This window comes from Microbacterium sp. NRRL B-14842 (genome assembly GCF_050470785.1).
Window position 1 is genome coordinate 3,367,064 of record NZ_JBFLUM010000001.1, and the last position, 24,703, is coordinate 3,391,766.

Consider the following 24,703-nt stretch of genomic DNA (forward strand, 5'->3'; position numbering starts at 1 on the left):
TCCGCTGTCAGGCGGGCGGGAGGCGGAGGACGTCGGGCGACTCGCCGCCGGTGAGGTCGTCGGCAATGCGGAGGCTGCCGGCGAGGTCGTCGAGCGCACCGATGAGCGTGCCGAAGCGTTCGCGGTCGCTGCAGACGGCCGTCAACGTCACCAGGTGCGTGCCGGTGTCCCAGGTGTAGGTCGCGAAGGGCGGGGCCGAGGGAGAGGGCGGCGTCGGGACCACGAGCTTCTCGCCCACGCCGAGCCGGGTCGGGAAGGAGGTCGTGTCGTCGTACTCCATCGGCATCGACGCGCGGGCGATCCGGATGTCGGGCGTGAGCGCCTGCACCGTCGCCATCGCCACGACGAGGTCCGGCTCCGCCTTCCAGGTCCACGCGAGCACTCGCCCGTCGGCTTTCTTCATGAGCATCGGGGCGGCCTGGCTCATCGCCCAGGCTCCGAACCGCGAGCCGGGCCGTTCCGTCGCGCCGACCGCGGCGTTCACCTGACCGAGCAGCATCCGGATCGCGGCCTTGCGATGCCGGCGCCCCTTCCACCCGAGCGAGTCCGTCACGGGGATCCACAGCTGGGGGTCGGCGTCGGCGTGCAGTCGCATGGCTTCACGGTATCGGCCGAGGCTGAAGGATGCCGGTATGGCTCGGCGTCGCGGACAGGGCCCTCGGGTAGAGTTGCCACCGCCCGACCAGGGCTTCTCCTTGGCCGCCACCCCGTTAGGCATCTCTGTGACCTCCTCCGACGATCCGATCGATGCGTCGCGCGACGCCACCGCCGTACAGCCCCGCCCGCTGAAGATCCTCCTCGGGTGCGACACGTTCGCCCCCGACATCAACGGCGCCGCCCGCTTCGCCGAGCGTCTCGCCGCCGGACTCGTGCAGCGCGGGCACGAGGTGCACGTCGTCGCCCCCAACCAGGCCTACCGTCGCACCGCGCCTCGCACCGAGGTCATCGAGGGGGAGCCGATGACGCTCCACCGCCTGCCCTCCGTGCGCTGGGCCCCGCACGACTGGCTGCGCTTCGTGTGGCCGTGGCGCTCCAAGCACTACGCCCGGAAGGTGCTCGACGCCGTGCAGCCCGACGTCGTGCACATCCAGTCCCACATCGTGATCGGGCGTGGACTCGCCCGCATCGCGAAGCAGCGCGGCATCCCGGTCATCGCGACGAACCACGTCATGGCCGAGAACATCCTCGACCACACGACCATGCCGAAGTTCGTCGACGACCTGGTGCTCAAGTTCGCCTGGGCCGACGCGAAGCGCACCTTCGACCTGACGCGGGCGATCACCACGCCCACGCGTCGGGCCGCCGACTTCCTGGAGAAGACGGTCGAGGTGCGCGGCGTCATCCCGGTGAGCTGCGGCATCGACCGCTCCCAGTACACCCCGGTCATCGCCCCGCGCGAGGAGAACCGGCTCGTGTTCGTGGGCCGGCTGACGGCGGAGAAGCAGGTCGAGGTCATCCTCAAGGCGATGACGAAGCTCGACCCGGCGCTGAACACGACGTTCGACATCGTCGGCGGCGGAGACCAGCGCAAGCAGCTCGAGAGCCTGACGGCACAGCTCGGCCTGTCCGATCGAGTGACCTTCCACGGCCGGACCACCGACGAGGAGCTGCGGGCGCTGCTGTCCCGCGCGAGCCTCTTCGTCATCGCGTCGATCGCCGAGCTGCAGTCCATCGCGACGATGGAGGCCATGGCATCGGCGCTGCCGATCGTCGCCGCCGACGCCGTCGCCCTGCCCCACCTCGTGCACGACGGCGAGAACGGCCACCTCTTCACGCCGGGAGACGTCGACGAGCTCGCCGCGAAGCTCACCGCTGTTTTGACCGCCTCCCCCGGCGAGTACGAGCGGATGCAGAAGGCGTCCCTCGACGGCGTGGCCATCCACGACATCAACCGCACGCTCGACACCTTCGAGGCGCTGTACCGCGACGAGCCGCTGCCCGAGTGACGCGGATGCACGTCGTCTTCTTCGCCGATCAGCACCTCGACTCCCTCGGCGGGGCGCAGGTGTCGATGCGGCTGCAGCGGACGTTCCTGGAGCGCGCCGGCCATACCGTGACGGTCGTCGCGCCCCGTATGCACGCACGGCGTGACGACGCTGCATCGTCCCCCGGGAACGTCGACCTCCCGTCGCTGCCGATCACCCTGGACCGGGAGTACGCGATGACCTGGCCGGGTCGGGCGACCGATCGGGCCCTTGACCGGGCGATGGCGCATCGGCCTCCGGTCGACCTCGTGCACGTGCAGGCCGACTTCTGGGGCGCCTTCATCGGTCACCGGTTCGCCGCCCGCCATGGAATCCCGGTCGTGCACACGATGCACAACCGGGTCGACGTGGGGCTCGCCGCGGTCACGCCGCTGCACCGGCCCGTGCTCGCTGTGCTCAACCTCTGGCGCCGCACCGCCCTCCGAGGCATCGGTGTGCCGGTCGGCGGCAGCGACGGGTGGTCGTACCTCCGCGGGCTCGCGGCGGACGCCGCCGCCGTGACGGCGCCTTCCGGGCATTTCGCGCGGCGACTGGAGCAGAACGGCGTCGCCCGCACCGTCGACGTGGTGTGGAACGGCATCGACGACGACGTCCGCGCGCAGACGCTCGCGGCGGCTCCCGTCGAGCGGATGCCGGGGCGTCCTCGGTTCGTCTGGCTCGGGCGGATGAGTCCGGAGAAGCGCCTGCTCCCGTTCCTCCGCGCCTGGGTGGACGCGGACATCGACGCCGACCTCGAGGTGATCGGCGGCGGCGGAGAGCGGGCGGCGGCCGAACGGATCGTCGCGGGGCGTGCGGGCGTGCGGTTCGCCGGTCGCCTCTCCTATGCGCAGACCCTGGAGCGGATCGCCGCCGCCGATGCGCTCGTGCAGACGTCCATCGGATTCGAGACCCAGGGGATGACGCCGTTCGAGGCGGCCACCCTCGGCACGCCCTCCGTCGTGTGCGACCCCGACATCGCCGCTGAGCTGCAGGGCGGGCTCTGGGCTGTGCCGACGGCGGAGCCGCACGCCCGCGGACGCGCCCTCGAGGTGCAGCGGGTCGACGCCCTCGCCGCGACGCTGCGGCAGGCGGCCACGGACATCGCGGACGGGACCGCGCCGCAGCCGGTACCCGCCGTCGCGGACGCCTTCCGCCAGTCCTCGCGGACGGCCGCCATGATCGAGGTCTACGAGCGGGTGCTCTCCGGAGCCTGAGTGCTCACAGGAAGCCGTAGAAGTTCGACGAGAGCCAGCTGAGCACGACCGTCAGCAGACCGGCGCCGGAGACACCGATGGCGATCCCCGCGAGCAGCCGCGGTCCCGGCCGCCGTGCCGCGATGAGGCCGAGCACGAGCGCCGCCCCGTAGCCGATGAAGGTGAGGATGCCCGATCCCCCCTCGATCAGTCCGATCATGCTGTAGGTCCGGTCCGACATGTAGACGAACGGCCGCGCGAGGATGAGGAACACGTCGATCGCCAGCGTCACCAGCGCGACGATGAAGGCGGCGCGCCCGAGGGAGTCGCCGGGAGTGCGCGGCGCCGGCGGACCGTAGGGCGGGACGCCCTGCGCTGATCCGGGGGCGGATCCCGGCGCGGTCGGGTACGGCTGAGGGGTGGCGGTGGGGAAGGCCTGAGGGGCAGCGGCGGTGGGGAACACGTGCCCGCCACCCGGCGTCGGCGCGTAGGGGGCCCCGGGGGCGGGGGCCTGGGCACCGGGGTACTGCGGCTCGGCCGGAAGCGGAGGAGGGGTCGGGACTGCGGCCGGGTCGCCGGCACCGTCGCGCGAGGGGTGTGCGGGCTGCTGGGGGTCGCTCATGCCCCGAGCGTAGCCCTCCTCGCGGACGGCCGGGAGGTCAGCGGTAGACGTGGCCGGGGTCGGCCTGCGACAGGGCGTCCTGTCCGGTGACGCGGCTCCAGTCCGTGGGGGTGCGACGGTAGCCGTCGCGCCGCAGTTCGACGAACGTGGCGATGATCGCCCAGATGCTGAGGGCGAGGAGGAGGATGAGGAGTAGCATGGCAGAAAAGCTACGCTCGGTGTTATGCTGCCACGAGTGGCGGATCGGGCACTGTTCGTAGGAAAACTGCCATTCCGGGAGATGTGATGAAGACCGTCGCGTGCGTGGTGCAGGACGGCTTCGCACCGTTCGAGTTCGGGGTCGCCTGCGAGGCGTTCGGTCTGGACCGGTCGTCCGACGGGGTGCCGAACTTCGACTTCCGCATCGTCGCCCCACGGCCCGGGGTCGTGCGCTCCAAGATCGGCTTCTCCATCAACGTGGAGCATGATCTGTCCTTCGCCGCGGAGGCCGACCTCGTCGTGTTCTGCCCGGTGCCCCGGGAGACTTGGGGCGACATCGATCCGCTCCTCGTCGAGGTCGCCCGCGAAGCGGTGGCGCGCGGAGCCTGGGTGATGAGCGTGTGCAGCGGCTCGTTCATCCTCGCGGCGGCCGGAGTGCTGGACGGGCGGCGCGCCACGACGCACTGGATGTACGCGCACACGATGGCGGACATGTACCCCGACATCGACATCGATCCTGACGTGCTCTTCGTCCAGGACGGCCGCATCATCACCAGCGCGGGCACTGCCGCGGGCATCGACGCCTGCCTGCACCTGCTGCGACAGGAGCTCGGGGCGGAGATCACCAACCGGATCGCGCGTCGGATGGTCGTGCCGCCGCAGCGCGACGGGGGTCAGGCGCAGTTCATCGATCGGCCCATCCCGGTCGCACCCACGGACTCGCTCGCCGCGGTGGCCGACTGGGCGGTGGAGAACCTCCGTGACGAGTTGACGGTCGACCAGCTCGCGGCGCGGGCGCTCATGTCGCCGCGGACCTTCGCGCGCCGCTTCAAAGCCGAGTACGGGGCGACCCCCGCCGCGTGGCTCGGGCGGCAGCGGATCATCCAGGCCCAGCGTCTCCTCGAGCGCACCGACCTTCCGCTCGAGCACATCGCGACCGACTGCGGCTTCGGTTCCGCGGCCGTCCTGCGGCAGAACTTCGCCCGCGTGCTGGGCGTGACCCCCACCGCCTACCGCGCCCGCTTCTCCTGCGCCACCGCCCCCGCTGCCTGACCCTCGTCCCCTCGCGCTGCGCCCGCGCCGGACCCGTCCCGCGGGCCCGCAACGGCCCCGCCAACGTGCGGGATTGATAGCGCCCGCTAGCGGACCGTGTCCGGGGCGTTTTCCGTCCCCACGTCCGTCCCCGCGTCCGTCCCCGGTGCCTTGCGGGATCAAGAACGCGCGGGGCGGGGACCGTCCCCGGGGCCTTTTCCGTAGCGCTACCAGCCGCGTCCGTCCCGCGTCCGTTCTCCGCTGCCGTTCGGGATCAAGAACGCGCGGGCGTGGACCGTCCCCGGGGCCGTTTCCGTCCCGCCACCAGCCGCGTCCGTTCTCCGCTGCCGTTCGGGATCAAGAACGCGCTGGAGTGAGCCGCGTCCGGAGCGGCTTCCGTTCCGCTTCCGCGTCTGTCGAGCGGGATCAAGACTGCGCGCGCGGGGGTGGCATTCGGAGCTCTTTCCGTCCCGCTCCGTTGCGCCCCACTCCGGCCCGAGCCGCCCGGGGCGGGCGTCGTGCACTCCGCAGTGGATCTCGTCGGTGCGGCCGGCAGGCTAGCTGCATCGACGCGGGATCAGAATGGCTCCGCGGAATGGCAGACCGGGTGCGTTTTTGATCCCGCGCGAGAAGTGACGGGCGGGCGGGATCAGAATGGCTCCGCAGAAGGGGCTGGGAGGTGCGTTTTTGATCCCGCGCGGGATCGCGGGGCGGGGTGGGACGGGATCGGGAAGCGAGGAGGGGTCAGTGCCAGTGGGCGGGGGAGGGGAGGGTGACGTCGCGGACGTCGACCCCGGTGGGCGTGACCGTGGCGACCGCGTAGAGGAGGGACTGCGTCGGGTAGCCGTGCGGGCGGTTGTCGCGAATGATGGCGCGGTCGTCTTCCGGGGGCAGGGCGGCCGAAGCTCCGAGGAGCGCGGTCCACTCGGTCGCCCAGTCGGCGCTCGCCGCGGCGGGACCCAGCGCGCGGAACTCCGGGAGCCAGGCGGCGATGCGCGGGGTCTCCTCGTCGTCGAGGTCGTCGTGGGCGATCATGTGCGTCCCGGGCTCGATGGGTGTCTCCCGCAGCTCGGCACCGTCCCAGGAGAGCACCCGGGCGCCGTCCGGCCCCACTTCGAGCAGGTTGAAGCCGTGCATCGGCGGCGCACCCTGCGGGGAGCGACCGGTGACCGCGGCGAGCGGAAGGGTGCCGCGGGAGACCGCCGCGGTCGCGGAGAGGTCCTGCACATCGGCACGGTTGAGGAGCACGGCGAGGCGTCGTTCCACGGGGTTCACGGCGAGCCAGGCCCCACCGGCCCGCCGGTCACGGATGCCGATCACCCCCGGATACTCCTCGGGCCACCACTCGCCCAGGGCGTCCCACTCCCGAGCCGGGTCCTCGTCGCGGACGGCCAGCAGCCGCGCGGATCCCGCGACCTCGACATCGATCACCACCGTGCACACGCTTCCGAGTCTAGGTCGGTCGAGGCGGGCGGGACCCGCGACGAATCCGTGCGCGATGACCCTAGCGTCCGGACCCTGGGGCAGAATCGAGGCGTGAACATCGTCGTCGGAGTCACGGGCGGCATCGCCGCGTACAAGACGGTGCACCTCGTGCGCCTGCTCACGAAGGCCGGTCATGATGTGACCGTGGTGCCCACCGAGGACGCGCTGCGCTTCGTGGGCCTGCCGACCTGGGAGGCCCTGAGTCGGCACCCGGTGACGACGAGCGTGCATGAGGACGTCGCCCGTGTGCGGCACGTCGCCCTGGGCCAGGGAGCGGACCTCATCGTGATCGCCCCGGCGACGGCGAACTCGCTCGCGAAGATGGCCGCGGGGCTGGCCGACGACCTCCTCGGCACGACGCTGCTCGCGACCGAGGCGCCCGTGCTCGTCGCGCCCGCGATGCACGCGGAGATGTGGCGGAACGCGGCCACGCAGGCGAACATGGCGACGCTCCGGGAACGCGGCGTGCACGTGGTCGGACCGGCCGACGGCGAGCTGGCCGGCGGTGACAGCGGACCCGGTCGCATGGTCGAGCCGGAGGAGATCCTGGCGGCGGCCCAGGCGCTGCTGACACCGGGCGACCTGGCAGGCGTGCGGGTCGTCGTCTCGGCAGGCGGGACGCGGGAGCCCATCGATCCGGTGCGCTTCCTCGGCAACCGGAGCAGCGGGCGCCAGGGGGTCGCGCTCGCGGCGGAGGCGGCGGCGCGCGGCGCGGAGGTGGCGCTCGTCGCGGCGAACGTCTCCGGGGACGTGCTCGCGGAGGCCCGCCACCCGCACGTCCGGATCGTCCGGGTCGGCACGGCCGCGGAGCTGTCCGCGGCGATGAAGGAGGAATCCGCGGCGGCCGACGTCGTGCTGATGGCGGCGGCCGTGGCCGACTATCGACCGGTCGAGGTCTCCGCGCGCAAGCTCACCAAGGACCGCGGCGGGGTCGGCACCATCGAGCTCGTCGAGAACGAGGACATCGTCGCCGCGCTCGTCGAGAAGCGAGGCGCGGGACAGCTCATCGTCGCGTTCGCGGCGGAGACGCCCGAGGATGAGGCGGAGATGCTCGCCCGCGCCCGCGGCAAGCAGGAGCGCAAGGGGGTCGACCTGCTGGTGGTGAACGAGGTCGGCTGGGAGCAGGGGTTCGAGCGCGGCGAGAACGCCGTGCACATACTCGGGCCCGGCGGGGTCGTGGCGCGGACCGCGGCGGGGAGCAAGCGCGAGGTGGCGGCGGCCGTCTGGGACGAGGTCGCCCGCGAGAGGTGAGGGGCGGTGGAGTCGCGCACCGCCGAATGCTAAACTTGAGTCAACCAAACTCAACTTTCAGAAGGAGCATCTCCAGGAGGAGCGCATGACCACCCCGCAGACCGGATCCCCGAACCAGGAACAGCAGTCCGCCCTCGAGCAGTTCGGCATCAACCTGACCGACCGCGCCCGCGAGGGCAAGCTCGACCCCGTCATCGGACGGGACAGTGAGATCCGGCGTGTCAGCCAGGTGCTCACTCGTCGCACCAAGAACAACCCGGTGCTGATCGGCGAGCCCGGCGTCGGCAAGACGGCGGTGGTCGAAGGGCTCGCGCAGCGCATCGTCGCGGGCGACGTCGCGGAGTCCCTCAAGGACAAGGAGCTCGTCTCGCTCGACATCTCCGCCCTCGTCGCGGGCGCCATGTACCGCGGCCAGTTCGAGGAGCGCCTGAAGCAGGTCCTCAAGGAGATCACCGAGTCGGACGGCCAGGTCATCACGTTCATCGACGAGCTGCACGTGCTCATGGGTGCGGGCGGCGGCGAGGGCTCGGTCGCGGCGTCGAACATGCTCAAGCCGATGCTGGCCCGCGGCGAGCTGCGGCTCATCGGCGCCACCACGCTCAACGAGTACCGCGAGTTCATCGAGAAGGACGCCGCCCTCGAGCGCCGCTTCCAGCAGGTGTACGTCGGCGAACCGACCGTCGAGGACACGATCGCGATCCTCCGCGGGCTCAAGGGCCGCTACGAGGCGCACCACGGGGTGACCATCTCCGACAGCGCCCTCGTGGCCGCGGCGTCGCTGTCCAACCGCTACCTGCCCGCGCGGCAGCTTCCGGACAAGGCCATCGACCTGATCGACGAGTCGATGTCGCGCCTGAAGATGGAGATCGACTCCTCTCCGGTCGAGATCGACCAGCTCAAGCGCCAGGTCGACCGGCTGAAGCTGGAGGAGCTCGCGCTCAAGCGGGAGAAGGACGCCGCGTCCAAGGAGCGTCTCGGCACCCTGCGCGAGAACCTCGTCGAACTCGAGAAGGAGCTCGCCGGACTCGAAGCCCGGTGGGCGCGGGAACGGCAGGGTCTCAACCGCGTCGGTGAGCTGAAGAAGCAGCTCGACGACGCGATCACCCAGCGCGACCTCGCCATGCGCAACGCCGACTACACGAAGGCGTCGAAGCTCGAGTACGAGACGATCAAGCGCCTGGAGCGCGACATCGCGGAGGCGGAGCAGGCCGAGGCCACCGCCTCGAGCGAGCCGCGCATGGTGAACGAGCAGGTCACCGAGGAGGACATCGCGGCCGTAATCGCGGCCTGGACGGGCATCCCGGTCGGGCGGCTGCTGCAGGGGGAGAGCGAGAAGCTGCTGCACCTGGAGAACGAGCTCGGCAAGCGCCTCATCGGCCAGAAGGATGCCGTCAAGGCGGTGTCCGACGCCGTGCGCCGCTCGCGCGCGGGCATCAGCGATCCCGGTCGTCCCACGGGCTCGTTCCTCTTCCTCGGACCGACCGGTGTCGGCAAGACCGAGCTGGCCAAGGCGCTCGCGCAGTTCCTCTTCGACGACGAGCACGCCATGGTGCGCATCGACATGTCGGAATACGGCGAGAAGCACTCGGTCTCCCGGCTCGTCGGCGCCCCTCCCGGGTATGTCGGCTACGAGCAGGGCGGTCAGCTCACCGAGGCCGTGCGGCGTCGTCCCTACAGCGTGATCCTGCTCGACGAGGTCGAGAAGGCGCACCCCGAGGTGTTCGACGTGCTGCTGCAGGTGCTCGACGACGGGCGGCTGACCGACGGGCAGGGGCGCACGGTCGACTTCTCGAACGTGATCCTCATCCTGACCTCCAACCTGGGCTCGCCGATCCTCATCGACCCCGTGCTCTCCGTGGAGGAGAAGCGGGAGCAGGTGATGGCGCTCGTGCGCCAGGCGTTCCGGCCCGAGTTCCTGAACCGTCTCGATGACATCGTGATGTTCCAGGCGCTCACCGAGGACGACCTCGCGCAGATCGTGGAGCTGTCGGTCGACCAGCTTCACGACCGGCTGCGCGACCGTCGCCTCACGCTGGCGGTCACTCCTGGGGCGCGGTCGTGGCTGGCCGAGCGCGGTTACGACCCGGTGTTCGGCGCCCGCCCGCTGCGTCGCCTCATCCAGACCGAGGTGCAGAACAAGCTCGCGACCGCCCTCCTCTCGGGTGGCGTGCACGACGGCGACACCGTCCGCGTGGACGTGGCGGCCGACGGTACGGGCCTCGTGCTCACGGCGACGACCCCCGAGCCGGAGGTCGAGGACGACGACGTGATCGAGGCGGAGCTGCTCGACGACTGATCCCGACCGGCACATAGCGAGAAGGCCCGGTATGCGCGACGCATACCGGGCCTTTCGTGTGTCGATGCTCAGGCGCTGAGGACGACCGTCTCCGCGATCGGACGACGCACGCGCGGGGCGACCTCGCGCTCCTGCAGCACCTCCGGCAGGGCCTCGATGTCGCCGAACTCGCCGACGGCGATGACGGTGGCGGGGGTGAAGCGCGCCTCCAGGTCGGCGAACTCGCGGACGACCTCGGGGTCGAAGCCGCTCATCTGGTGCACGACGAGGCCGTCGTGGTGGGCCTGCACGGAGAAGTGCGCCACGGCCTGGCCGAGGTCGTAGAACGCGTGGCTGATCGGCGTGCCGTCGGCGGTCGCGGTCTCGGCGATCGCGACGACGAGCACGGCCGCGTTGCCGGCCCAGGCCTGGTTGAAGCCCATGAGCGCGTCGACGATCTGGGCGTGCAGGGCGGTGCCGCGGCGGGCGACGATGAAGCGCCACGGCTGGATGTTGTTGGCGGAGGGGCTCCAGCGGGCGGCCTCGAGCGCGGTGGCGAGCTTGGCCTCGTCGATCGGATGCTGCGCGTCGTACGCGCGGGGGCTCCAGCGGCCGGCGAGGACGTCGAGGACGGGGTGCTCGGTCGGGGCGGTGCGGTCGATGACGGGAGTGCTCACGGAAGTGCCTTTCGGACGGAGGGGATCGGACACCGTCGTCCGCGTACACGGGGGATGAACCGATGCATGTGCATGCATATTCCCGGAGGTCGGTTCGCGTCAATCCAGGAGGTTGCGGGAGGCGGCGTCGGCGAGCGCGGCGCGGACGGCGCGGATCGAGGGGGCGTCCGCGGACACCCGCCGCGCGGAGGAGAAGATCTCCCGGCGCGGTTCCTGCGGGAGCGGGGCGAGGTCGACCGTCGGGGTGTCGCCCGCCCACACGAGCTCGGGGAGGAGCCCCACCGCGAGCCCGGCGTGGATGAGCCGGACGTGCGCGGTGAGGTCGGCGAGCTCGAAACGCACGTCCGGCTCGAACCCGGCGGTGCGACAGAGCTGCTCGGCCCACGCGCGGGACGCCGTGCCGGCAGGCTCGAGCACCCACGGCTCCGCGCGGGTGGCCCACAGGGCGGCGACGGGGTCGGCAGCTCCCGCAGCTCCGGGGCGCCGGGCGAGGGCGATGGCGTCGTGGGCGAGCACGACACGGTCGAGGTCGGCGTGGATGGGGCGTGTGCGCCCCGGATACTGCTCGGCGAGGATGAGGTCGTAGTCGCGGCTGGAGACGCCCACGAGGCCGGATTCCGGGTCGCGCTCGGTCACCTCGACGCGCAGGGCGGGGTGGCGCTCGCCGAGGGCCGCGAGGGCGCGGGGCAGCAAGGAGTGCGCGGTGGACTGGAACACCGCGAGGCGCACGGTGCCGGTCACCTCGGTGAGCGACTCGGCGACGGCGACCTGGGCGTGCTCGAGCTGATCGAGGATGCCGATGGCCTCGGCGACCAGCACGTTCCCCTGCGGCGTGAACTGCACCCCGCGACCGACCCGACGCAGCAGTGGCACTCCGACATCGCGCTCCAACGCGGCGAGCTGCTGGGACACGGAGGCCTTGCTGTAGGACAGCGCGTCGGCCACCGCGGAGAGCGTGCCGCGGCGCGACAGTTCCACGAGCAGACGCAGGCGGTGGGCGTCCAGCACGACGGCTCCCAATCGTTCGGGATGAGTGAACAGAATCCACTCGAATCGGTTGATAGACGGAGCCTACCGAGCGGCTGGACAATGATCCAGCCGCACACGACACCCGGGTGTGCGAGGCCGAGGAAGGTACCCCCGCCCCATGACCGTCATCGACGACACCACCCCCCGCACCGAAGAGGTCGCCGCGCTCGTGCAGCGCTGGCTCGCCGAGAGCGAGACCCACCCGGTCGAGCCGGCCGCCCAGCGCCTCTCCGAGGTGCTCAAGGACCCGAACGGACTGGACTTCACCGTCGGCTTCGTCGACGGCGTCATGCGTCCGGAGGACCTGCGGGTCGCCGGCCGCAAGCTCGCCGAGCTGTCGGACATCACGCCCACGCTGCTGCCCGGCTACCTCCGGGCCGCCATCAAGGCCGGCGGGTTCTGGGCGCCGAAGCTCCCGAACGTCGTCGTCCCGATCTCGCGGCGCGTGCTGCGGGCCATGGTCGGCCACCTCGTGCTCGACGCGACGCCGTCCAAGCTCGGCCCGGCCATCGCCAAGCTCCGCAAGACCGGCAACCGTCTGAACCTCAACCTCCTCGGCGAGGCCGTGCTCGGCGAGCGCGAGGCGGGCCGCCGACTGCAGGGCACGTACGACTTCCTCGCCCGCCCGGACGTCGACTACGTCTCGATCAAGGTCTCGAGCGTCGTCAGTCAGCTCTCCATGTGGTCGTTCGACGAGGCCGTCGCCGATGTCGTGGAGAAGCTCACCCCGCTGTACCGGCTCGCGGCGAAGGCCGAGGCGAAGGGGGCCCGCACCGGGACGCAGAAGTTCATCAACCTCGACATGGAGGAGTACCGCGACCTCGACCTGACGATCGCGGCCTTCACGAGCATCCTCGACCAGCCGGGCCTGGAGGACCTCGAGGCGGGCATCGTGCTGCAGGCGTATCTCCCCGACGCGCTCGGCGCCATGCAGCGGCTCCAGGAGTGGGCGGCCGCGCGCCGCGCCAAGGGCGGAGCGCCGATCAAGGTGCGCGTCGTCAAGGGCGCGAACCTCGCGATGGAGGAGGTCGACGCGAAGGTGCACGGCTGGCCGCTCGCGACCTACGGCGCCAAGCAGGACTCCGACACGAACTATAAGCGCGTGCTCGACTGGGCGATGACCCCCGAGCGGCTCGACGCCGTGCGTATCGGCGTCGCCGGTCACAACCTCTTCGACATCGCGTACACGTGGTTGCTGGCGAAGGCCCGTGGTGTGACCGGCCCTTCGACAGGCTCAGGGACCCAGGGGAGCGCGGCCTCAGGGACCCAGGGGCAGAAGGGCGCCCTCGTGGAGTACGAGATGCTGCTCGGCATGGCGACCGGGCAGGCCGAGGCCGTCCGCAAGGACGTCGGCCGTCTCCTGCTCTACACGCCGGTCGTGAACCCGGCGGAGTTCGACGTCGCCATCGCCTACCTCGTGCGGCGCCTCGAGGAGAACGCGAGCCCCGAGAACTTCATGTCGGCCGTGTTCGAGCTGGCCTCGAACCCGACCCTGCTCACCCGCGAGCGGGAGCGCTTCGAGCGCTCGCTCGCCGCGCTCGTCGCCGACCCGTCGGTGCCGGGCCCGAACCGCACGCAGGACCGCACGGCTCCGCGCCCCGCCGCCACGACGGACGGCTTCGCGAACGAGCCCGACACCGATCCCGCGCTCGCCGCGAACCGCGCGTGGGGCCGGGAGATCCTGCAGCGCTCGGTCTCCTCGACGCTCGGCCGGGACGCGATCGCCGCGGCCCGCATCGAGACCGACGCCGAGCTGGACGCCGTGTTCGCGGCCGCCACGTCCGCCGCAGAGAAATGGGCAGCGCTTCCCGCCGCCGAGCGCGCCGCCGTCCTGCACCGCGCGGGCGACGAGCTCGCCGCCCGCCGCGGCGAGCTGCTGGAGATCATGGCGCACGAAGCAGGCAAGACCATCGCCGAGGCCGACCCCGAGGTCAGCGAGGCGATCGACTTCGCGCACTACTACGCCGAGCGCGCGAAGGATCTCAAGGCCATCCCCGGCGCCGAGTTCGTGCCGTCGAAGGTGACCGTGGTCACGCCGCCGTGGAACTTCCCCGTGGCGATCCCCGCCGGCGGTGTGCTGGCCGGCCTCGCCTCCGGATCCGGCGTGATCATCAAGCCCGCCAAGCTCACCCAGCGGTGCGGCGCCGTGATGGTCGAGGCGCTGTGGGCCGCGGGCGTCCCGCGCGATCTGCTCGCCCTCGTCGACCTCGCCTCCCGCGACCTGGGCACCCGCCTGGTGGCGAGCCCCCAGGTCGACCGGGTCATCCTCACCGGGGCCTACGAGACCGCACAGCTGTTCCGCTCCTTCCGGGCCGACCTGCCGCTGCTCGCCGAGACCAGCGGCAAGAACGCGATCATCGTGACGCCGTCGGCCGACCTCGACCTCGCCGCCGCCGACGTCGCCCGCAGCGCGTTCGGCCACGCCGGTCAGAAGTGCTCGGCCGCGTCCCTGGCGATCCTCGTCGGGTCGGTGGCGGACTCGAAGCGCTTCGAGCGGCAGCTCGTGGACGCGGTCACCTCGATGCGCGTCGGGCTTCCCGACGACCCCGCCACGCAGATGGGGCCGATCATCGAGCCCGCGAACGGCAAGCTCCTCACCGCGCTCACCACTCTCGACAAGGGCGAGCGCTGGCTGGTCGAGCCCCGGAAGCTCGATGACGAGGGGAAGCAGTGGACACCGGGGGTGAAGACCGGCGTGCGCGAGGGCTCGTACTTCCACCTCACCGAGTTCTTCGGACCCGTGCTCGGCATCATGCACGCGAAGGACCTCGACGAGGCCATCCGGCTGCAGAACGCGGTCGACTACGGCCTCACCGCGGGGCTGCACTCGCTGGACTCCGCCGAGGTCGCGACCTGGCTGGACCGCGTCGAAGCGGGCAACCTGTACGTGAACCGAGGCATCACCGGCGCCATCGTGCAGCGCCAGCCCTTCGGCGGCTGGAAGCGCTCGGCCGTGGGCGCCGGGGCCAAGGCCGGCGGTCCGAACTACCTCTTCGGTCTGGGCGAGTGGCGTGCGGGCGAGCTGCCCGCCGCGGCTCCGGGGGCGGCGGTGACCCCCGCGGTGACCGGGCTGCTGGAGGCCGCCGCACCCGAGCTCGACCCGCTGGGCATCGAGTGGCTGCGCCGTGCCGCGGCCGCCGACGAGCGCGCGTGGACCGACGAGTTCGGCGCCGTGAGCGACAAGTCCGGACTCGGCGTCGAGCGCAACGTGTTCCGGTACCGTCCCGTGGCCGTCGACGTCCGCATCGCCGAGGACGCGCCGCTCGCCGAGGGGGTCCGGGTGCTCGCCGCTGCCCTGCGCAGCGGCAGCCCGTTCACCGTGTCGGCCGCGTCGCTGCCGTCCCGCGTGGAGAAGGCGCTCAAGACCCAGGGCGTGACCGTGAAGACCGAGTCCGATGCCGCGTGGACCAAGCGCTACGCAAAGGGGGCCCGGTCGTGGCAGCGGGTGCGGCTCGTGGGCGGCGACGCCGGCGCGCTGCACACGGCCCTCGACGGCAGCCCCGACGTCGCGGTCTGGTCGCACGCCGTGACCGGAGCGGGCCGGGTGGAGATGCTCCCGTTCCTGCACGAGCAGGCCGTGTCGATCACCAACCACCGCTTCGGCAACCCCACCACGCTCTCGGAGGGCATCCTCTGACGCCGAGACCCCGGCTACACGTCGAGACCCCCTGCTGCACGCGCGTGCAGCAGGGGGTCTCGGCGCGAAAGCGGGGTCTCGGGATCAGCCGCGCAGAGCCTCGGAGAGCTTCACCCGCGAGCCCATCCGGAGCAGGGAGTTCTCGTAGATCTTCGCGCCGACGACGATCGCCGCGACGCAGCTCGCCAGGAGGATCGCGAGGCTCAGCAGCGGCTCCCACCACTGCGCCTCACCGACGAAGAGACGCATCGGCATTCCGACCGGAGCCGAGAACGGCACGTACGACATGATCGTCAGCACCAACGGGTTGTCGTTGAACACGATCACCAGCACGTACGGCGCCATGATGAGCATCGTGATGGGGGTCGTCGTCGAGCCGATGTCCTCCTGACGGGAGACCATGGAGGCGGCCGCCGCGAACATCGCCGCGAGCAGGATGAACCCGAAGAGGAAGAACACCGCGAACCAGATGATGGGGGCGCCGAGGGTGGTCAGAACCTCGCGTTGACCCGTCACAATGAGGCCGATGGTGGCGACGGCCGCGAGGGCGAGGATCTGCCCCATCGCGAGCACCGTGTTGCCGATGACCTTGCCGGCGAGCAGGGTGCGCGCGGGGATCGCCGACAGCAGCACCTCGACCACCCTGGTCTGCTTCTCCTCGACCACGCTCTGGGCGATAGTGCCGCCGAACGTGGCCGCGGCCATCATGAAGACGAGCCCGAACGCGATCGCGATGAAGTAGCGCAGCAGCGGGTTGGTGGTCACCGGCTCGAGGATGACGACCTCGGGCGAGAGCGACAGCCCGGACACGAGCGACCCGGGGGCATCCTCCAGGGCGACGATCGTGTAGCCCGCGGCGTTGTCGCCCGCGAGCACCGCCGCATCGACGTCGCCCTCGCGGACCAGCTCCTCGGCCTCGGCGCGGGAGGCGACCTCGGTCACCTCGACGTCGGGCAGGGCGGACACGGCGCCCGCGGTCTTCGAGGTCACGGCCACCGGCATGGCGTCGTTGTTCTGGCTCGCGAAGCCGCCGAACAGCACGCCGGCGAGGGCGATGAGCAGCAGGATGCCGGTCGAGATCAGGAACGCCTTGCTGCGGAGCTTGGAGCCGATCTCCCGCTCGGCGACCAGCCAGATCCCGTTCCGTGCGGGGGTCGAGGCGTTCACTGGATGACCTCCTTGAAGATCTGGGCGAGGGAGGGGTGCTTGGGTGCGAAGCTCGCGACGTCGCCGCGCGCGACCGCCGACTGCAGCACACGCTGCGCGGTGTCGGGGCCGTCCGCGTCGAAGAGCGCGTAGCCGCCCTCGAAGTCGACGACCGTGACCCCGGGCTCGGTGCGCAGCCACCCGGCGTCCCCCGCGGAGACCAGCTCGTACCGATCGCGGGCGTGCTCGGCGCGGAGGCCGTCCCGGGATCCGGCCGCCCGGATGGTGCCTCCGGCGAGGATGACGAGATCGTCGCAGAGACGCTCGACCACGTCGAGCTGGTGCGAGGAGAAGAGGATCGAGGCGCCGCGGGCCGCGCTGGCCTGCAGGACCCCGGCGACGACGTCAACCGCGAGGGGGTCCAGGCCGGAGAAGGGCTCGTCGAGGATCAGCACCTCGGGGTCGTGCACGAGCGACGCGGCGATCTGCGCGCGCTGCTGGTTGCCGAGCGACAGCGACTCGATCGTGTCGTCGAGGCGCTCGCCGAGCCCGAGCTCCGTGAGCAGCGCGGTCGCCCGCTCCGTCGCCTCCGGCTTGCTGAATCCGTGCAGGCGCGCGAGGTAGACGATCTGCTCCAGGACCTTCATCTTCGGATACAGGCCGCGCTCCTCGGGCATGTAGCCGAAGCGGCGGCGGTCGCTGGTGGTGAGGGGCGCCCCGTCGAGGTCGACCCGTCCGCCGTCCGACGACAGCAGGCCGAGGATGATGCGCATGGTCGTGGTCTTGCCGGCGCCGTTGCCGCCGACGAAGCCGGTGAGGCGGCCCGGCGCGACCGTGAACGACACGTCGTCCAGCACCCGGCGGCTGCCGTAGCTCTTGGTGATGCCGGAGAGTTCCAGCAGTCCGGTTGTCATGTCGTGGTGCTCCGTCCGAAGGTGATCCGCATGATCTTCACGCTATTGAGCGCGGGCGGGGCGGGGCATCCCCCGCAGGGGGGACTGCGACGGATCAGCCGCGGGGCGGACGGCCGGCGTGCAGCACCGTGCGCACGAGCAGGCCGGCGACCAACGCCCAGAACGCCGCACTCACCCCGAGCACCGCGATGCCGGAGGCGGCGACGAGAAACGTGACGACCGCGGGGAGCCGCTCACCGGGGTCGTCGATCGCCTGCTGGACGGCCGCGCCGAAGGCGCCGAACAGCGCCAGCCCCGCGACCGCCGGGATCACCGCCGTCGGGGCGAGCACGACGAGCGTGGCGAAGGCGGCGGAGAACGCGCCCAGCACGAGGTAGGACGCTCCGGTCGAGACACCGGCGAGCCAGCGCCGGCTGGGGTCGGGGTCGGCGTCGGGGGACGCGGCGAGGGCCGCGCTGATGGCGGCGAGGTTGATCGCATGACCGCCCGCCGGAGCGCCGAGCGCCGTGCCGAGACCGGTCACGAGCATCGCCGGACGCCACGGGACCTCGTAGCCGAAGCTGCGCATGATCGCGATACCCGGCACGTTCTGCGACGCCATGGTCACGATGAACAGCGGCAGCGCGATGCCGACCAGGGCCCCGACCGTGAAGGCCGGCATCGTCAGCTCGAACCGCGGCAGGAGGACAGCCGGGTCGACCGGTGTGCCCGCAGTGACCAGCGTGACGGCGACCACCGCAGCCGCGGCGACGAATGCGAGCGGCACAGCCCACCGGTGAGCCAGACGGGCGAAGACCAGCCAGGTCAGCACGACCGGGAGCACACCCCACGGGTTCGCGACGATCCCGGTGATCGGCGCGAGGCAGAGCGGCAGCAGCACCCCTGCCAGCATGGCCTGGGCGATCGACGGCGGGATCCGGGCAATCAGAGCACCGAGTGCGGGCCAGAGCGCCGTGAGGAGGATGAGGGACGCCGTCACGAGGAAGGCTCCGACGGCGGCGGGCCAGCCGCCCTCGACGCTGCCGGTCGCCACGAGCAGGGCAGCACCGGGGGTGGACCACGCGGCCGTGATCGGCATCCGGTAGCGCCAGGCCAGCACGATGCAGGCGAGCCCCATCGCGAGGCTCACGGCGAGGAGTCCGCTGGCCGCCTGCGCCGCCGACGCGCCCACGGCGTCGAGCCCCGTGAGCACCACCGCGAAGGAGCTCGTGAACCCGACCAGCGCCGTGACGATCCCGGCGACGATCGGACGGGTTACGGGGACGGCGGCGGGCATGGCTCCGAGAGTATCGCGGGGGAGCGGTCCGCCTCCGGTCAGGCCAGCCCCATCCGATGCGCGAGCACGACGGCCTGCACGCGGTCCCTGGCGCCGAGCTTCTGGAGGATGCGCGAGACATGGGTCTTCACGGTGGCCTCGCCGATGAACAGAGCCCGAGCGATCTCGGCGTTGCTGCGGGCGTCGGCGAGCAGGGTCAGCACCTCGGCCTCCCGCTCGGTCAGCGGCTCCGCGAGTACGGCCGTCGCGGGCGCTTTCGCCACCGCGCGGGCGGGAGCGGCGCCGGCTTCCGGGGTCGCTCCGGCGAAGCGGGTGAGGACGCGGCGGGTCACCTCGGGTGCCAGCATGCCGTCCCCGGCCGCGAGAGCGCGCACCGCGGAGATGAGATCCTCGGCGCCCGCGTTCTTGAGGAGGAATCCGCTCGCGCCGGCTTCGAGCGCCTGATAGAGATAGTCGTCGCGGTCGAACGTCGTCACGATCGCGATCGCGGCGCCCACCGACGGGTCGGCGACGAGGCGGCGCGTCGCCTCGATCCCGTCCATATCGGGCATCTGCACGTCCATCGTGATGACGTCAGGGCGCAGCGCGGCGGCCTGCGCGACCGCCTCGGCTCCCGTCGAGGCCTCGCCCACGACGGCGATGTCGGGCTGGGTGTCGAGGATCGTGCGGAATCCCGCGCGGAGGAGGGCGTGGTCGTCGACGAGGAGCACCCGGATCGGCGCGGTCATCGTGCGCCCTCCGGCACGGCCGTGCCGAGCGGCACCCGCGCCCGGACCCGCAGACCCCCGGCGACGCGCGGAGTGACCTCGACGGTGCCGCCGGAGGCCGCCGCGCGCTCGCGCATCCCGAGCTGTCCGAGACCGGGTCGCAGCTGGGCGATGGCGCGGCCGGTGTTCACGACCTCGACCTCCACGCCGTCGTCGTCGTAGCGCACGCGCACGTCCGCGGTCGCCCCCGGTCCGGCGTGCCGACGGGCGTTGGTCAGCGATTCCTGTGCGATCCGGTACAGGTTCACGGCGACGAGCGAGGGAACGGGCACCGGATCGCCGATCACGGTGTACGCGGTGGGGAGACCCGCCTCGGTCGATGCCTGCGCGAGCGCCGCGATGTCGTCGAGGGAGACGGTCGACGCCGACTCGGTCGTATCGCCGCCGGGAGTGCGCAGCGTCTCCAGCAGCTGGCGCAGTTCCTGGATCGCGTCCCGCGCGGAGGACTCGATCCCGGAGAGGATGCGCGCCGACTGGGCGGGATCGCTCTCGAGCACGAGGCGCGCGGCGCCCGCCTGCACGCCCATCACCGACACGTGGTGGGCGACGACGTCGTGCAGCTCCCTGGCGATCCGCACCCGATCGAGGGCCACTGCCTGCGCGGCCGTGACCTCGCGCTCGCGCTCCAGTTCGCGGGTGCGCTCTTCCAGCACGGTGCGCTGCTCGGCTGCCGCCCAGGAGCGTTCGCCGAAGTAATAGGCACCGCCGAAGTACAGGGCGTTGAGGAGGATCTGGATGAGCATGAACGCCACGTAGGGCGACATGGCCCCGGCGACGACGTCCGCCTTGTCGGCCTCGCTGATGGCGTCGCGGTACATGGTGATGAGGAGCCACACGAACATGCCGACGATGATGGCGACGCGGACGACGAGGGCCTTCCGGCGATCGTTCATCCAGGCGCCGACCGTGTAGAGCGCGATGAACATCGCGATGTTGCCGACGTAGATCTCCGGCACCCGGATCGTCACAGCCGTGAAGTAGGCCAGCGACACCACGACGGCCACGGTGCCGGGCCAGCGTCGGCGGAACCCGAGCGGCGCCGCCACGACGACGGCGTAGACGAGCGCGGTCCACAGCGGAGCCTGCTCGTCGCCGTAGACCTGGGCGATGGAGGAGAGCGCCGCGCTGAGGATCGCGCCGACGAAGAGGACGAGCGCGAGGAGGAGGTCGCCGCGCTGGTCGCGCAGGGTCGGCGTCCGGGTGAAGGCCATCCCTCCACCGTAGGGCGGGGGCTGTCGCGCGGCATCCCCCGTGCGACGGACGCGGGCGGTACGTCTGCCAGGATCAGGTGTGACCTCCTCGCCGCGCCCGCGCCTGGCACCGCTCTACCTCGCCGGGTTCACCACCGCGTTCGGCGCGCACGGCATCGCCGCGGCCCTCGGCGCCGAGACCGAGGACATCGGCTGGACGCTGCTGGCGTTCGGTTTCACGCTCGCGCTGTACGACCTCGCCGAGGTGTTGCTGAAACCGCTCTTCGGTGCCCTCAGCGACCGGGTCGGCGTGCGGCCGGTGATCGTCGGCGGGCTGCTGGCCTTCACCGCGTTCTCGGTCGTCGGAGCTCTGGCCCCCGGCATGGTCGGTCTCGTGATCGCGCGCTTCGGCCAGGGAGCCGCGGCCTCCGCGTTCTCGCCGGCCTCGTCCGCTGCGGTGGCGCGGTTGACGGACGAGGCGTCGCGTGGCCGGTACTTCGGGCGCTACGGCTCCTGGAAGAGTCTCGGCTACGCCCTCGGCCCGCTGCTCGGCGCGGTGCTCGTGGTCGTGGGAGGGATCCCTGCACTGTTCTGGGCCCTCGCCGTGCTCGGACTCGCGGCAGCCGGATGGGTGCTCCTCGCCGTCCCCGCCGTGCCGGTGCTGCCCCGGAAGCGGGTGACCCTCGTCGACCTCGGCCGGGAGCTCCTCGCCCCGGGGTTCCTCGTCCCGACCCTCGTGCTGGCGGCCACGACCGGTGCGCTCGCCGTGGCCGTGGGATTCCTCCCGCTGCTCGGGCGACAGGCCGGGCTCGGCACGGTGGGCAGCATGGCGATCGTCACGGTGCTGGCGATCGTGTCGAGCATCGTGCAGCCGTTCGTCGGCGCGGCGCACGACCGCGGTCGGCTCTCCGTCCGTCTCGGGGCCGTCGGCGGGCTGCTCCTGATCGGCCTCGGCATCGGGCTCACCGCGCTGTGGGTGACGCCGATCGTGCTGTGCGTCACGGGCGTGCTGGTCGGCGCCGGGGTGGGCCTGGCGACGCCGGTGGCGTTCTCGCACTTGGCGGCATCGACGCCCGCGGAACGCATGGGACGCACGATGGGCAGTGCGGAGCTGGGCCGGGAGCTGGGCGACGCGGGTGGCCCGTTGGTCGCCGGGGCCGTGGCGACGGCGACGGTGCCGGCGGTCGGAATCGGCGTCATCGCGGCGCTCACGGCGGGAGCCGGGGCCGTGGCGCTCCTCGGTCTCCGACTGCCGCGCGTCGACGCGCGGCCGGACCAGAACCGGGCGAACGGACACGACGGCGAAGGTCGGAAGTATGAAGCGACATGAAGAGCGCCGAGTGCAATACGATCCAGTACTCAGTACTACAACTTCATTCTGAAGCACTGTGGAGAGATCGCGTGCAAGTGAATAAAACCGTGCTGTGGGGAGTAGTGGGGGCGGGGGTGGCCATCTTCCTCGTGGTGATATGCGCGGTCTTGGTCATTCCTGCTCTCACGAAGACACCGGGGCCCGGCGATCAGTTCGAGTTCCCGATCAGCTGGCAGCGATCGAAGGACCCAGACGTCCCGGATGCCGCCAACACAACCATCGAGCTCTACGAGGACGGAACTGCCCAGCTGTCGGGAATCTCATTGGGGCACATCGAGACGTCTGCTGACGCCCGGCTTTGTGTCGCTGACGCCAGCGAGGGAGATGCTGGCGATGCGCGTTGGGAGGTGGACGACGACGGTGTACTTCACGTTCGTAGCGTCGACGGAGAAGCGGTCTTCCTGCCTGGGGCAGGACGGTTCTCGGGCTCCGACTGGTCCGAGCTTCGCGAACCGTTCTGTGACGAGACCTTCGTTGACTTCAGTCCATCGCGGGATGAAGCGGAGGATGCTGCCGCACGGCGTGTGCGGGGTAGCAGTTCTCCGATGGCACCACCTATGAGCTTCGCTCCCGGGACTGCACGTGTCTGCTGAGTCAGTGATTGGACCGATACTGATCGTGATCGGGCTTGCCCTGATGCTCTTCCGCAGGTCTGTTTCCCAGATCTTCCATCACGGCGTGGAGAGGATGTACGGGGAGCCGTTAGCTGATGATGCGATGCCGCCCGGGAGGACGCCGATGAGGATGCTCATCGTCGGGATATTCTTCATCGGCTTCGGCGTCTTCACTCTCGTCGGCGCACTTCTGCAGTAGCGGTGGCACAACGCTGACATGGTGATGTCGGGTGAATCGATTTGTCAGGTATTCGCCCTAGAGGCGATAGCCCGATAGCCGAGCAGGCGCTCGATCACGCGGGCCACGCCGTCCTCGTCGTTGGTCGCGGTGGTCTCGTCCGCGGCCTCCTGCACGACGGGTTCCGCGTGCGCCATCGCCACGCCGTGACCGGCCCAGCGGAGCATCTCGACATCGTTGAGGGCGTCTCCGAACGCCACGACGTCGGAGCGATCGATGCCGAGGTGGGTGCAGAGGCGCGCGAGTCCCGTGGCCTTCGTGACGCCCTGCGCCATGACCTCGACGAACGGGGCGCCGGACAGCGTAGCCTCGAAGCCGGTGAGCCCGAGGGACCGCAGGGTCTCGAAGAGTGCGGCGGGCGCGAGCTCGGGGTGCCGGATCACGAGTTTGAGCGTCGGCGCGGCCAGCACCTCGTCCAGCGGGACGCCGCCCATCGTCGCGGGGTCGCGCTTGTGGTCGGACAGCTGCGCGATCGCCGCGTAGCCGTGCTGTGCGATGAACGTCTCGCCGCCCTCCCGTACGCTCGCGAAGAGCAGGCCGGGAACGCTGGCGCGCAGCGCGTCGGCGAGAGTGCGAAGGGTCGCGGGCGGCAGCTCCTCGGCGAACAGCATGCGGCCCTCGGCGAGATGCGTCGCGTACGCGCCGTTGCCGCACAGCGCCCACCCGTCGAATCCGGCGTCGGCGGCGATCACGCGAAGGCCGATGGGCTGGCGGGCGGTGACCGGCACCACCGCGACACCGGCGTCCCGCGCGGCATCGATCGCCGCACGGGTGCGCGGCGACACCGCGGATGCGCTGTCGAGCAGCGTGCCGTCGAGGTCGGTCGCGATCAGCCGCACGGAATGGGTCCCTGAGTCTGCCATGCGATGGGTCCCTGAGCCTGTCGAAGGGCCTGAGCCTGTCGAAGGGTCAGGAGAAGATCATCGGCAGGTCGTCGTCGGCGTCGTTGCCGCCGAAGTCCACATCGACCACCACGGGCACGTGGTCGCTGGGCTGCTCGCCCTTGCGCTCGTTGCGGTGGATCGACGCGCCGGTGACGGCATCGGCGAACGTCTTCGAGCCGAGGATGAAGTCGATGCGGATGCCCTCGTTGCGCGGGAACTTCAGCCGCTGGTAGTCCCAGTAGGTGTAGCCCTCGGGGAGCAGCGGACGCACCACATCGGTCACCCCCGCGTCGGTCAGGGCGAAGAACGCGTCGCGCTCGGCGGGGGACACGTGGGTGGACCGGCCGACCACGATGTCGGGATCGCCGTTGTCAAGGTCGAACGGGATGATGTTGAAGTCGCCGACGAGGGCGAGCGGGAGGTCGGGGTTCGCCGACAGCTCGGCCGCCGTGGACCGCTTGAGCTGCTCGAGCCAATGCAGTTTGTAGACATAGTGCGGGTCATCGAGCGAGCGGCCGTTGGGCACGTACAGGCTCCAGACGCGCACGCCGTCGACCATGACGCCCAGAGCGCGCGCCTCCTGCGGGGCATCCGGGCCCTCGTGGCCCTTCGCGAACCCGGGCATGCCGTCGAAGGCGGTGCGCACGTCGGTCACGGGCAGCCGGCTCGCGATCGCGACGCCGTTCCACTGATTCAGGCCGTGCACCTCGACGTGGTAGCCGGCCTCCTCGAACGGTGCATACGGGAACTGCTCCGGCTTGCACTTCACCTCCTGCATCGCGAGCACGTCGATGTCTTCACGGACGGCGAACTCGACGGTGCGGGTGACGCGGGTGCGGATGGAGTTGACGTTCCAGGTGGCCAAGCGCATGCGTCCAGCCTAGGGTGTGCCTCCTACACTGGATGCCGTGACCGCACTCGACGCAGACCGCCGGACCC

Annotated in this window: 22 protein-coding genes; 9 read left to right on the forward strand and 13 right to left on the reverse strand. The window is 71.2% G+C overall.

All coding sequences use genetic code 11. The features are described from left to right. Positions 1 to 7: 7 nt before the first annotated feature. Positions 8 to 595 carry a hypothetical protein gene (locus tag AB1285_RS16410; RefSeq protein WP_370429162.1) on the reverse strand — a complete coding sequence of 196 codons (588 nt, stop codon included), beginning with the start codon at positions 593 to 595 and terminating at the stop codon, positions 8 to 10. A 121-nt stretch (positions 596 to 716) separates the two neighbouring features. On the opposite strand from AB1285_RS16410, the gene AB1285_RS16415 reads away from it, so the two are divergent. Both AB1285_RS16415 and AB1285_RS16420 read left to right on the forward strand, forming a co-directional pair. After that, a complete protein-coding gene (locus tag AB1285_RS16415; protein WP_370429164.1) occupies positions 717 to 1,946 on the forward strand; it encodes a glycosyltransferase in 1,230 nt (409 codons plus the stop codon). 5 nt (positions 1,947 to 1,951) lie between these two features. Further along, positions 1,952 to 3,178: a glycosyltransferase gene (locus tag AB1285_RS16420; protein WP_370429165.1), complete on the forward strand. Its 1,227-nt coding sequence runs from the start codon at positions 1,952 to 1,954 to the stop codon at positions 3,176 to 3,178. A gap of 4 nt (positions 3,179 to 3,182) precedes the next feature. Here the strand turns inward: AB1285_RS16420 and AB1285_RS16425 are convergent, their stop codons facing one another. Together AB1285_RS16425 and AB1285_RS16430 are read right to left on the reverse strand one after the other, a co-directional pair. After that, entirely contained in the window at positions 3,183 to 3,779 is a 597-nt protein-coding gene (locus tag AB1285_RS16425; RefSeq protein ID WP_370429163.1) for a hypothetical protein, read from the reverse strand. A 37-nt stretch (positions 3,780 to 3,816) separates the two neighbouring features. Continuing rightward, entirely contained in the window at positions 3,817 to 3,978 is a 162-nt protein-coding gene (locus tag AB1285_RS16430) for a hypothetical protein (RefSeq protein WP_259953815.1), read from the reverse strand. Positions 3,979 to 4,064: 86 nt separating this feature from the next. On the opposite strand from AB1285_RS16430, the gene AB1285_RS16435 reads away from it, so the two are divergent. Next, positions 4,065 to 5,030 (forward strand): GlxA family transcriptional regulator, encoded by a 966-nt coding sequence (locus tag AB1285_RS16435; RefSeq protein WP_315636526.1) that lies wholly within the window; start codon positions 4,065 to 4,067, stop codon positions 5,028 to 5,030. A 723-nt stretch (positions 5,031 to 5,753) separates the two neighbouring features. Here the strand turns inward: AB1285_RS16435 and AB1285_RS16440 are convergent. Then, positions 5,754 to 6,452 (reverse strand): NRDE family protein, encoded by a 699-nt coding sequence (locus AB1285_RS16440; RefSeq protein WP_429977492.1) that lies wholly within the window; start codon positions 6,450 to 6,452, stop codon positions 5,754 to 5,756. Positions 6,453 to 6,545: 93 nt separating this feature from the next. Here AB1285_RS16440 and coaBC point away from each other — a divergent pair, with 93 nt between their 5' ends. Together coaBC and AB1285_RS16450 are read left to right on the forward strand one after the other, a co-directional pair. Then, positions 6,546 to 7,745 (forward strand): bifunctional phosphopantothenoylcysteine decarboxylase/phosphopantothenate--cysteine ligase CoaBC, encoded by a 1,200-nt coding sequence (gene coaBC / locus AB1285_RS16445; protein ID WP_187662613.1) that lies wholly within the window; start codon positions 6,546 to 6,548, stop codon positions 7,743 to 7,745. Positions 7,746 to 7,830: 85 nt separating this feature from the next. Beyond that, complete coding sequence (locus AB1285_RS16450) at positions 7,831 to 10,041, forward strand: ATP-dependent Clp protease ATP-binding subunit (protein WP_187662612.1); 2,211 nt, start codon at positions 7,831 to 7,833, stop codon at positions 10,039 to 10,041. A gap of 68 nt (positions 10,042 to 10,109) precedes the next feature. Here AB1285_RS16450 and AB1285_RS16455 read toward each other — a convergent pair whose 3' ends face one another. After that, the gene (locus AB1285_RS16455; RefSeq protein ID WP_187662611.1) at positions 10,110 to 10,697 is read right to left on the reverse strand and encodes a nitroreductase family protein; all 588 of its coding nucleotides are present in this window, start codon (positions 10,695 to 10,697) and stop codon (positions 10,110 to 10,112) included. A gap of 99 nt (positions 10,698 to 10,796) precedes the next feature. Next, positions 10,797 to 11,705 carry a LysR family transcriptional regulator gene (locus AB1285_RS16460; RefSeq protein ID WP_259953824.1) on the reverse strand — a complete coding sequence of 303 codons (909 nt, stop codon included), beginning with the start codon at positions 11,703 to 11,705 and terminating at the stop codon, positions 10,797 to 10,799. Between the two features lie 139 nt (positions 11,706 to 11,844). Here AB1285_RS16460 and AB1285_RS16465 point away from each other — a divergent pair, with 139 nt between their 5' ends. Beyond that, positions 11,845 to 15,363: a bifunctional proline dehydrogenase/L-glutamate gamma-semialdehyde dehydrogenase gene (locus tag AB1285_RS16465; protein WP_370428974.1), complete on the forward strand. Its 3,519-nt coding sequence runs from the start codon at positions 11,845 to 11,847 to the stop codon at positions 15,361 to 15,363. 84 nt (positions 15,364 to 15,447) lie between these two features. Here AB1285_RS16465 and AB1285_RS16470 read toward each other — a convergent pair whose 3' ends face one another. The 5 genes from AB1285_RS16470 to AB1285_RS16490 form a co-directional block, all read right to left on the reverse strand. Beyond that, positions 15,448 to 16,530, reverse strand: coding sequence for an ABC transporter permease (locus AB1285_RS16470; RefSeq protein ID WP_370428975.1), 1,083 nt, complete (start codon positions 16,528 to 16,530; stop codon positions 15,448 to 15,450). Further along, positions 16,527 to 17,411: an ABC transporter ATP-binding protein gene (locus AB1285_RS16475; RefSeq protein WP_187664243.1), complete on the reverse strand. Its 885-nt coding sequence runs from the start codon at positions 17,409 to 17,411 to the stop codon at positions 16,527 to 16,529. The genes AB1285_RS16470 and AB1285_RS16475 overlap by 4 nt, the downstream gene beginning before the upstream one ends. 106 nt (positions 17,412 to 17,517) lie before the next feature. Next, positions 17,518 to 18,699 (reverse strand): benzoate/H(+) symporter BenE family transporter, encoded by a 1,182-nt coding sequence (locus AB1285_RS16480; protein ID WP_370428976.1) that lies wholly within the window; start codon positions 18,697 to 18,699, stop codon positions 17,518 to 17,520. Positions 18,700 to 18,737: 38 nt separating this feature from the next. Beyond that, on the reverse strand, positions 18,738 to 19,427 hold the full coding sequence (locus AB1285_RS16485; RefSeq protein WP_259953832.1) for a response regulator: 690 nt from the start codon (positions 19,425 to 19,427) through the stop codon (positions 18,738 to 18,740). Further along, a complete protein-coding gene (locus AB1285_RS16490) occupies positions 19,424 to 20,677 on the reverse strand; it encodes a sensor histidine kinase (protein WP_259953838.1) in 1,254 nt (417 codons plus the stop codon). Before AB1285_RS16490 ends, AB1285_RS16485 begins: the two co-directional genes overlap by 4 nt. Before the next feature lie 79 nt (positions 20,678 to 20,756). Here AB1285_RS16490 and AB1285_RS16495 point away from each other — a divergent pair, with 79 nt between their 5' ends. From AB1285_RS16495 to AB1285_RS16505, 3 genes are read left to right on the forward strand one after another with little or no spacing between them, the layout of a single operon-like run. Next, positions 20,757 to 21,986 (forward strand): MFS transporter, encoded by a 1,230-nt coding sequence (locus tag AB1285_RS16495; protein WP_370428977.1) that lies wholly within the window; start codon positions 20,757 to 20,759, stop codon positions 21,984 to 21,986. Next, on the forward strand, positions 21,983 to 22,621 hold the full coding sequence (locus AB1285_RS16500) for a hypothetical protein (protein WP_370428978.1): 639 nt from the start codon (positions 21,983 to 21,985) through the stop codon (positions 22,619 to 22,621). The genes AB1285_RS16495 and AB1285_RS16500 overlap by 4 nt, the downstream gene beginning before the upstream one ends. 25 nt (positions 22,622 to 22,646) lie before the next feature. Further along, positions 22,647 to 22,841 carry a hypothetical protein gene (locus AB1285_RS16505; RefSeq protein ID WP_429977407.1) on the forward strand — a complete coding sequence of 65 codons (195 nt, stop codon included), beginning with the start codon at positions 22,647 to 22,649 and terminating at the stop codon, positions 22,839 to 22,841. Positions 22,842 to 22,885: 44 nt separating this feature from the next. Here the strand turns inward: AB1285_RS16505 and AB1285_RS16510 are convergent, their stop codons facing one another. Continuing rightward, positions 22,886 to 23,743, reverse strand: a complete 858-nt coding sequence (locus AB1285_RS16510) for a Cof-type HAD-IIB family hydrolase (protein ID WP_370428980.1) — start codon at positions 23,741 to 23,743, stop codon at positions 22,886 to 22,888. Positions 23,744 to 23,789: 46 nt separating this feature from the next. Beyond that, on the reverse strand, positions 23,790 to 24,635 hold the full coding sequence (locus AB1285_RS16515; protein ID WP_429977493.1) for an exodeoxyribonuclease III: 846 nt from the start codon (positions 24,633 to 24,635) through the stop codon (positions 23,790 to 23,792). Positions 24,636 to 24,703 lie beyond the last annotated feature (68 nt).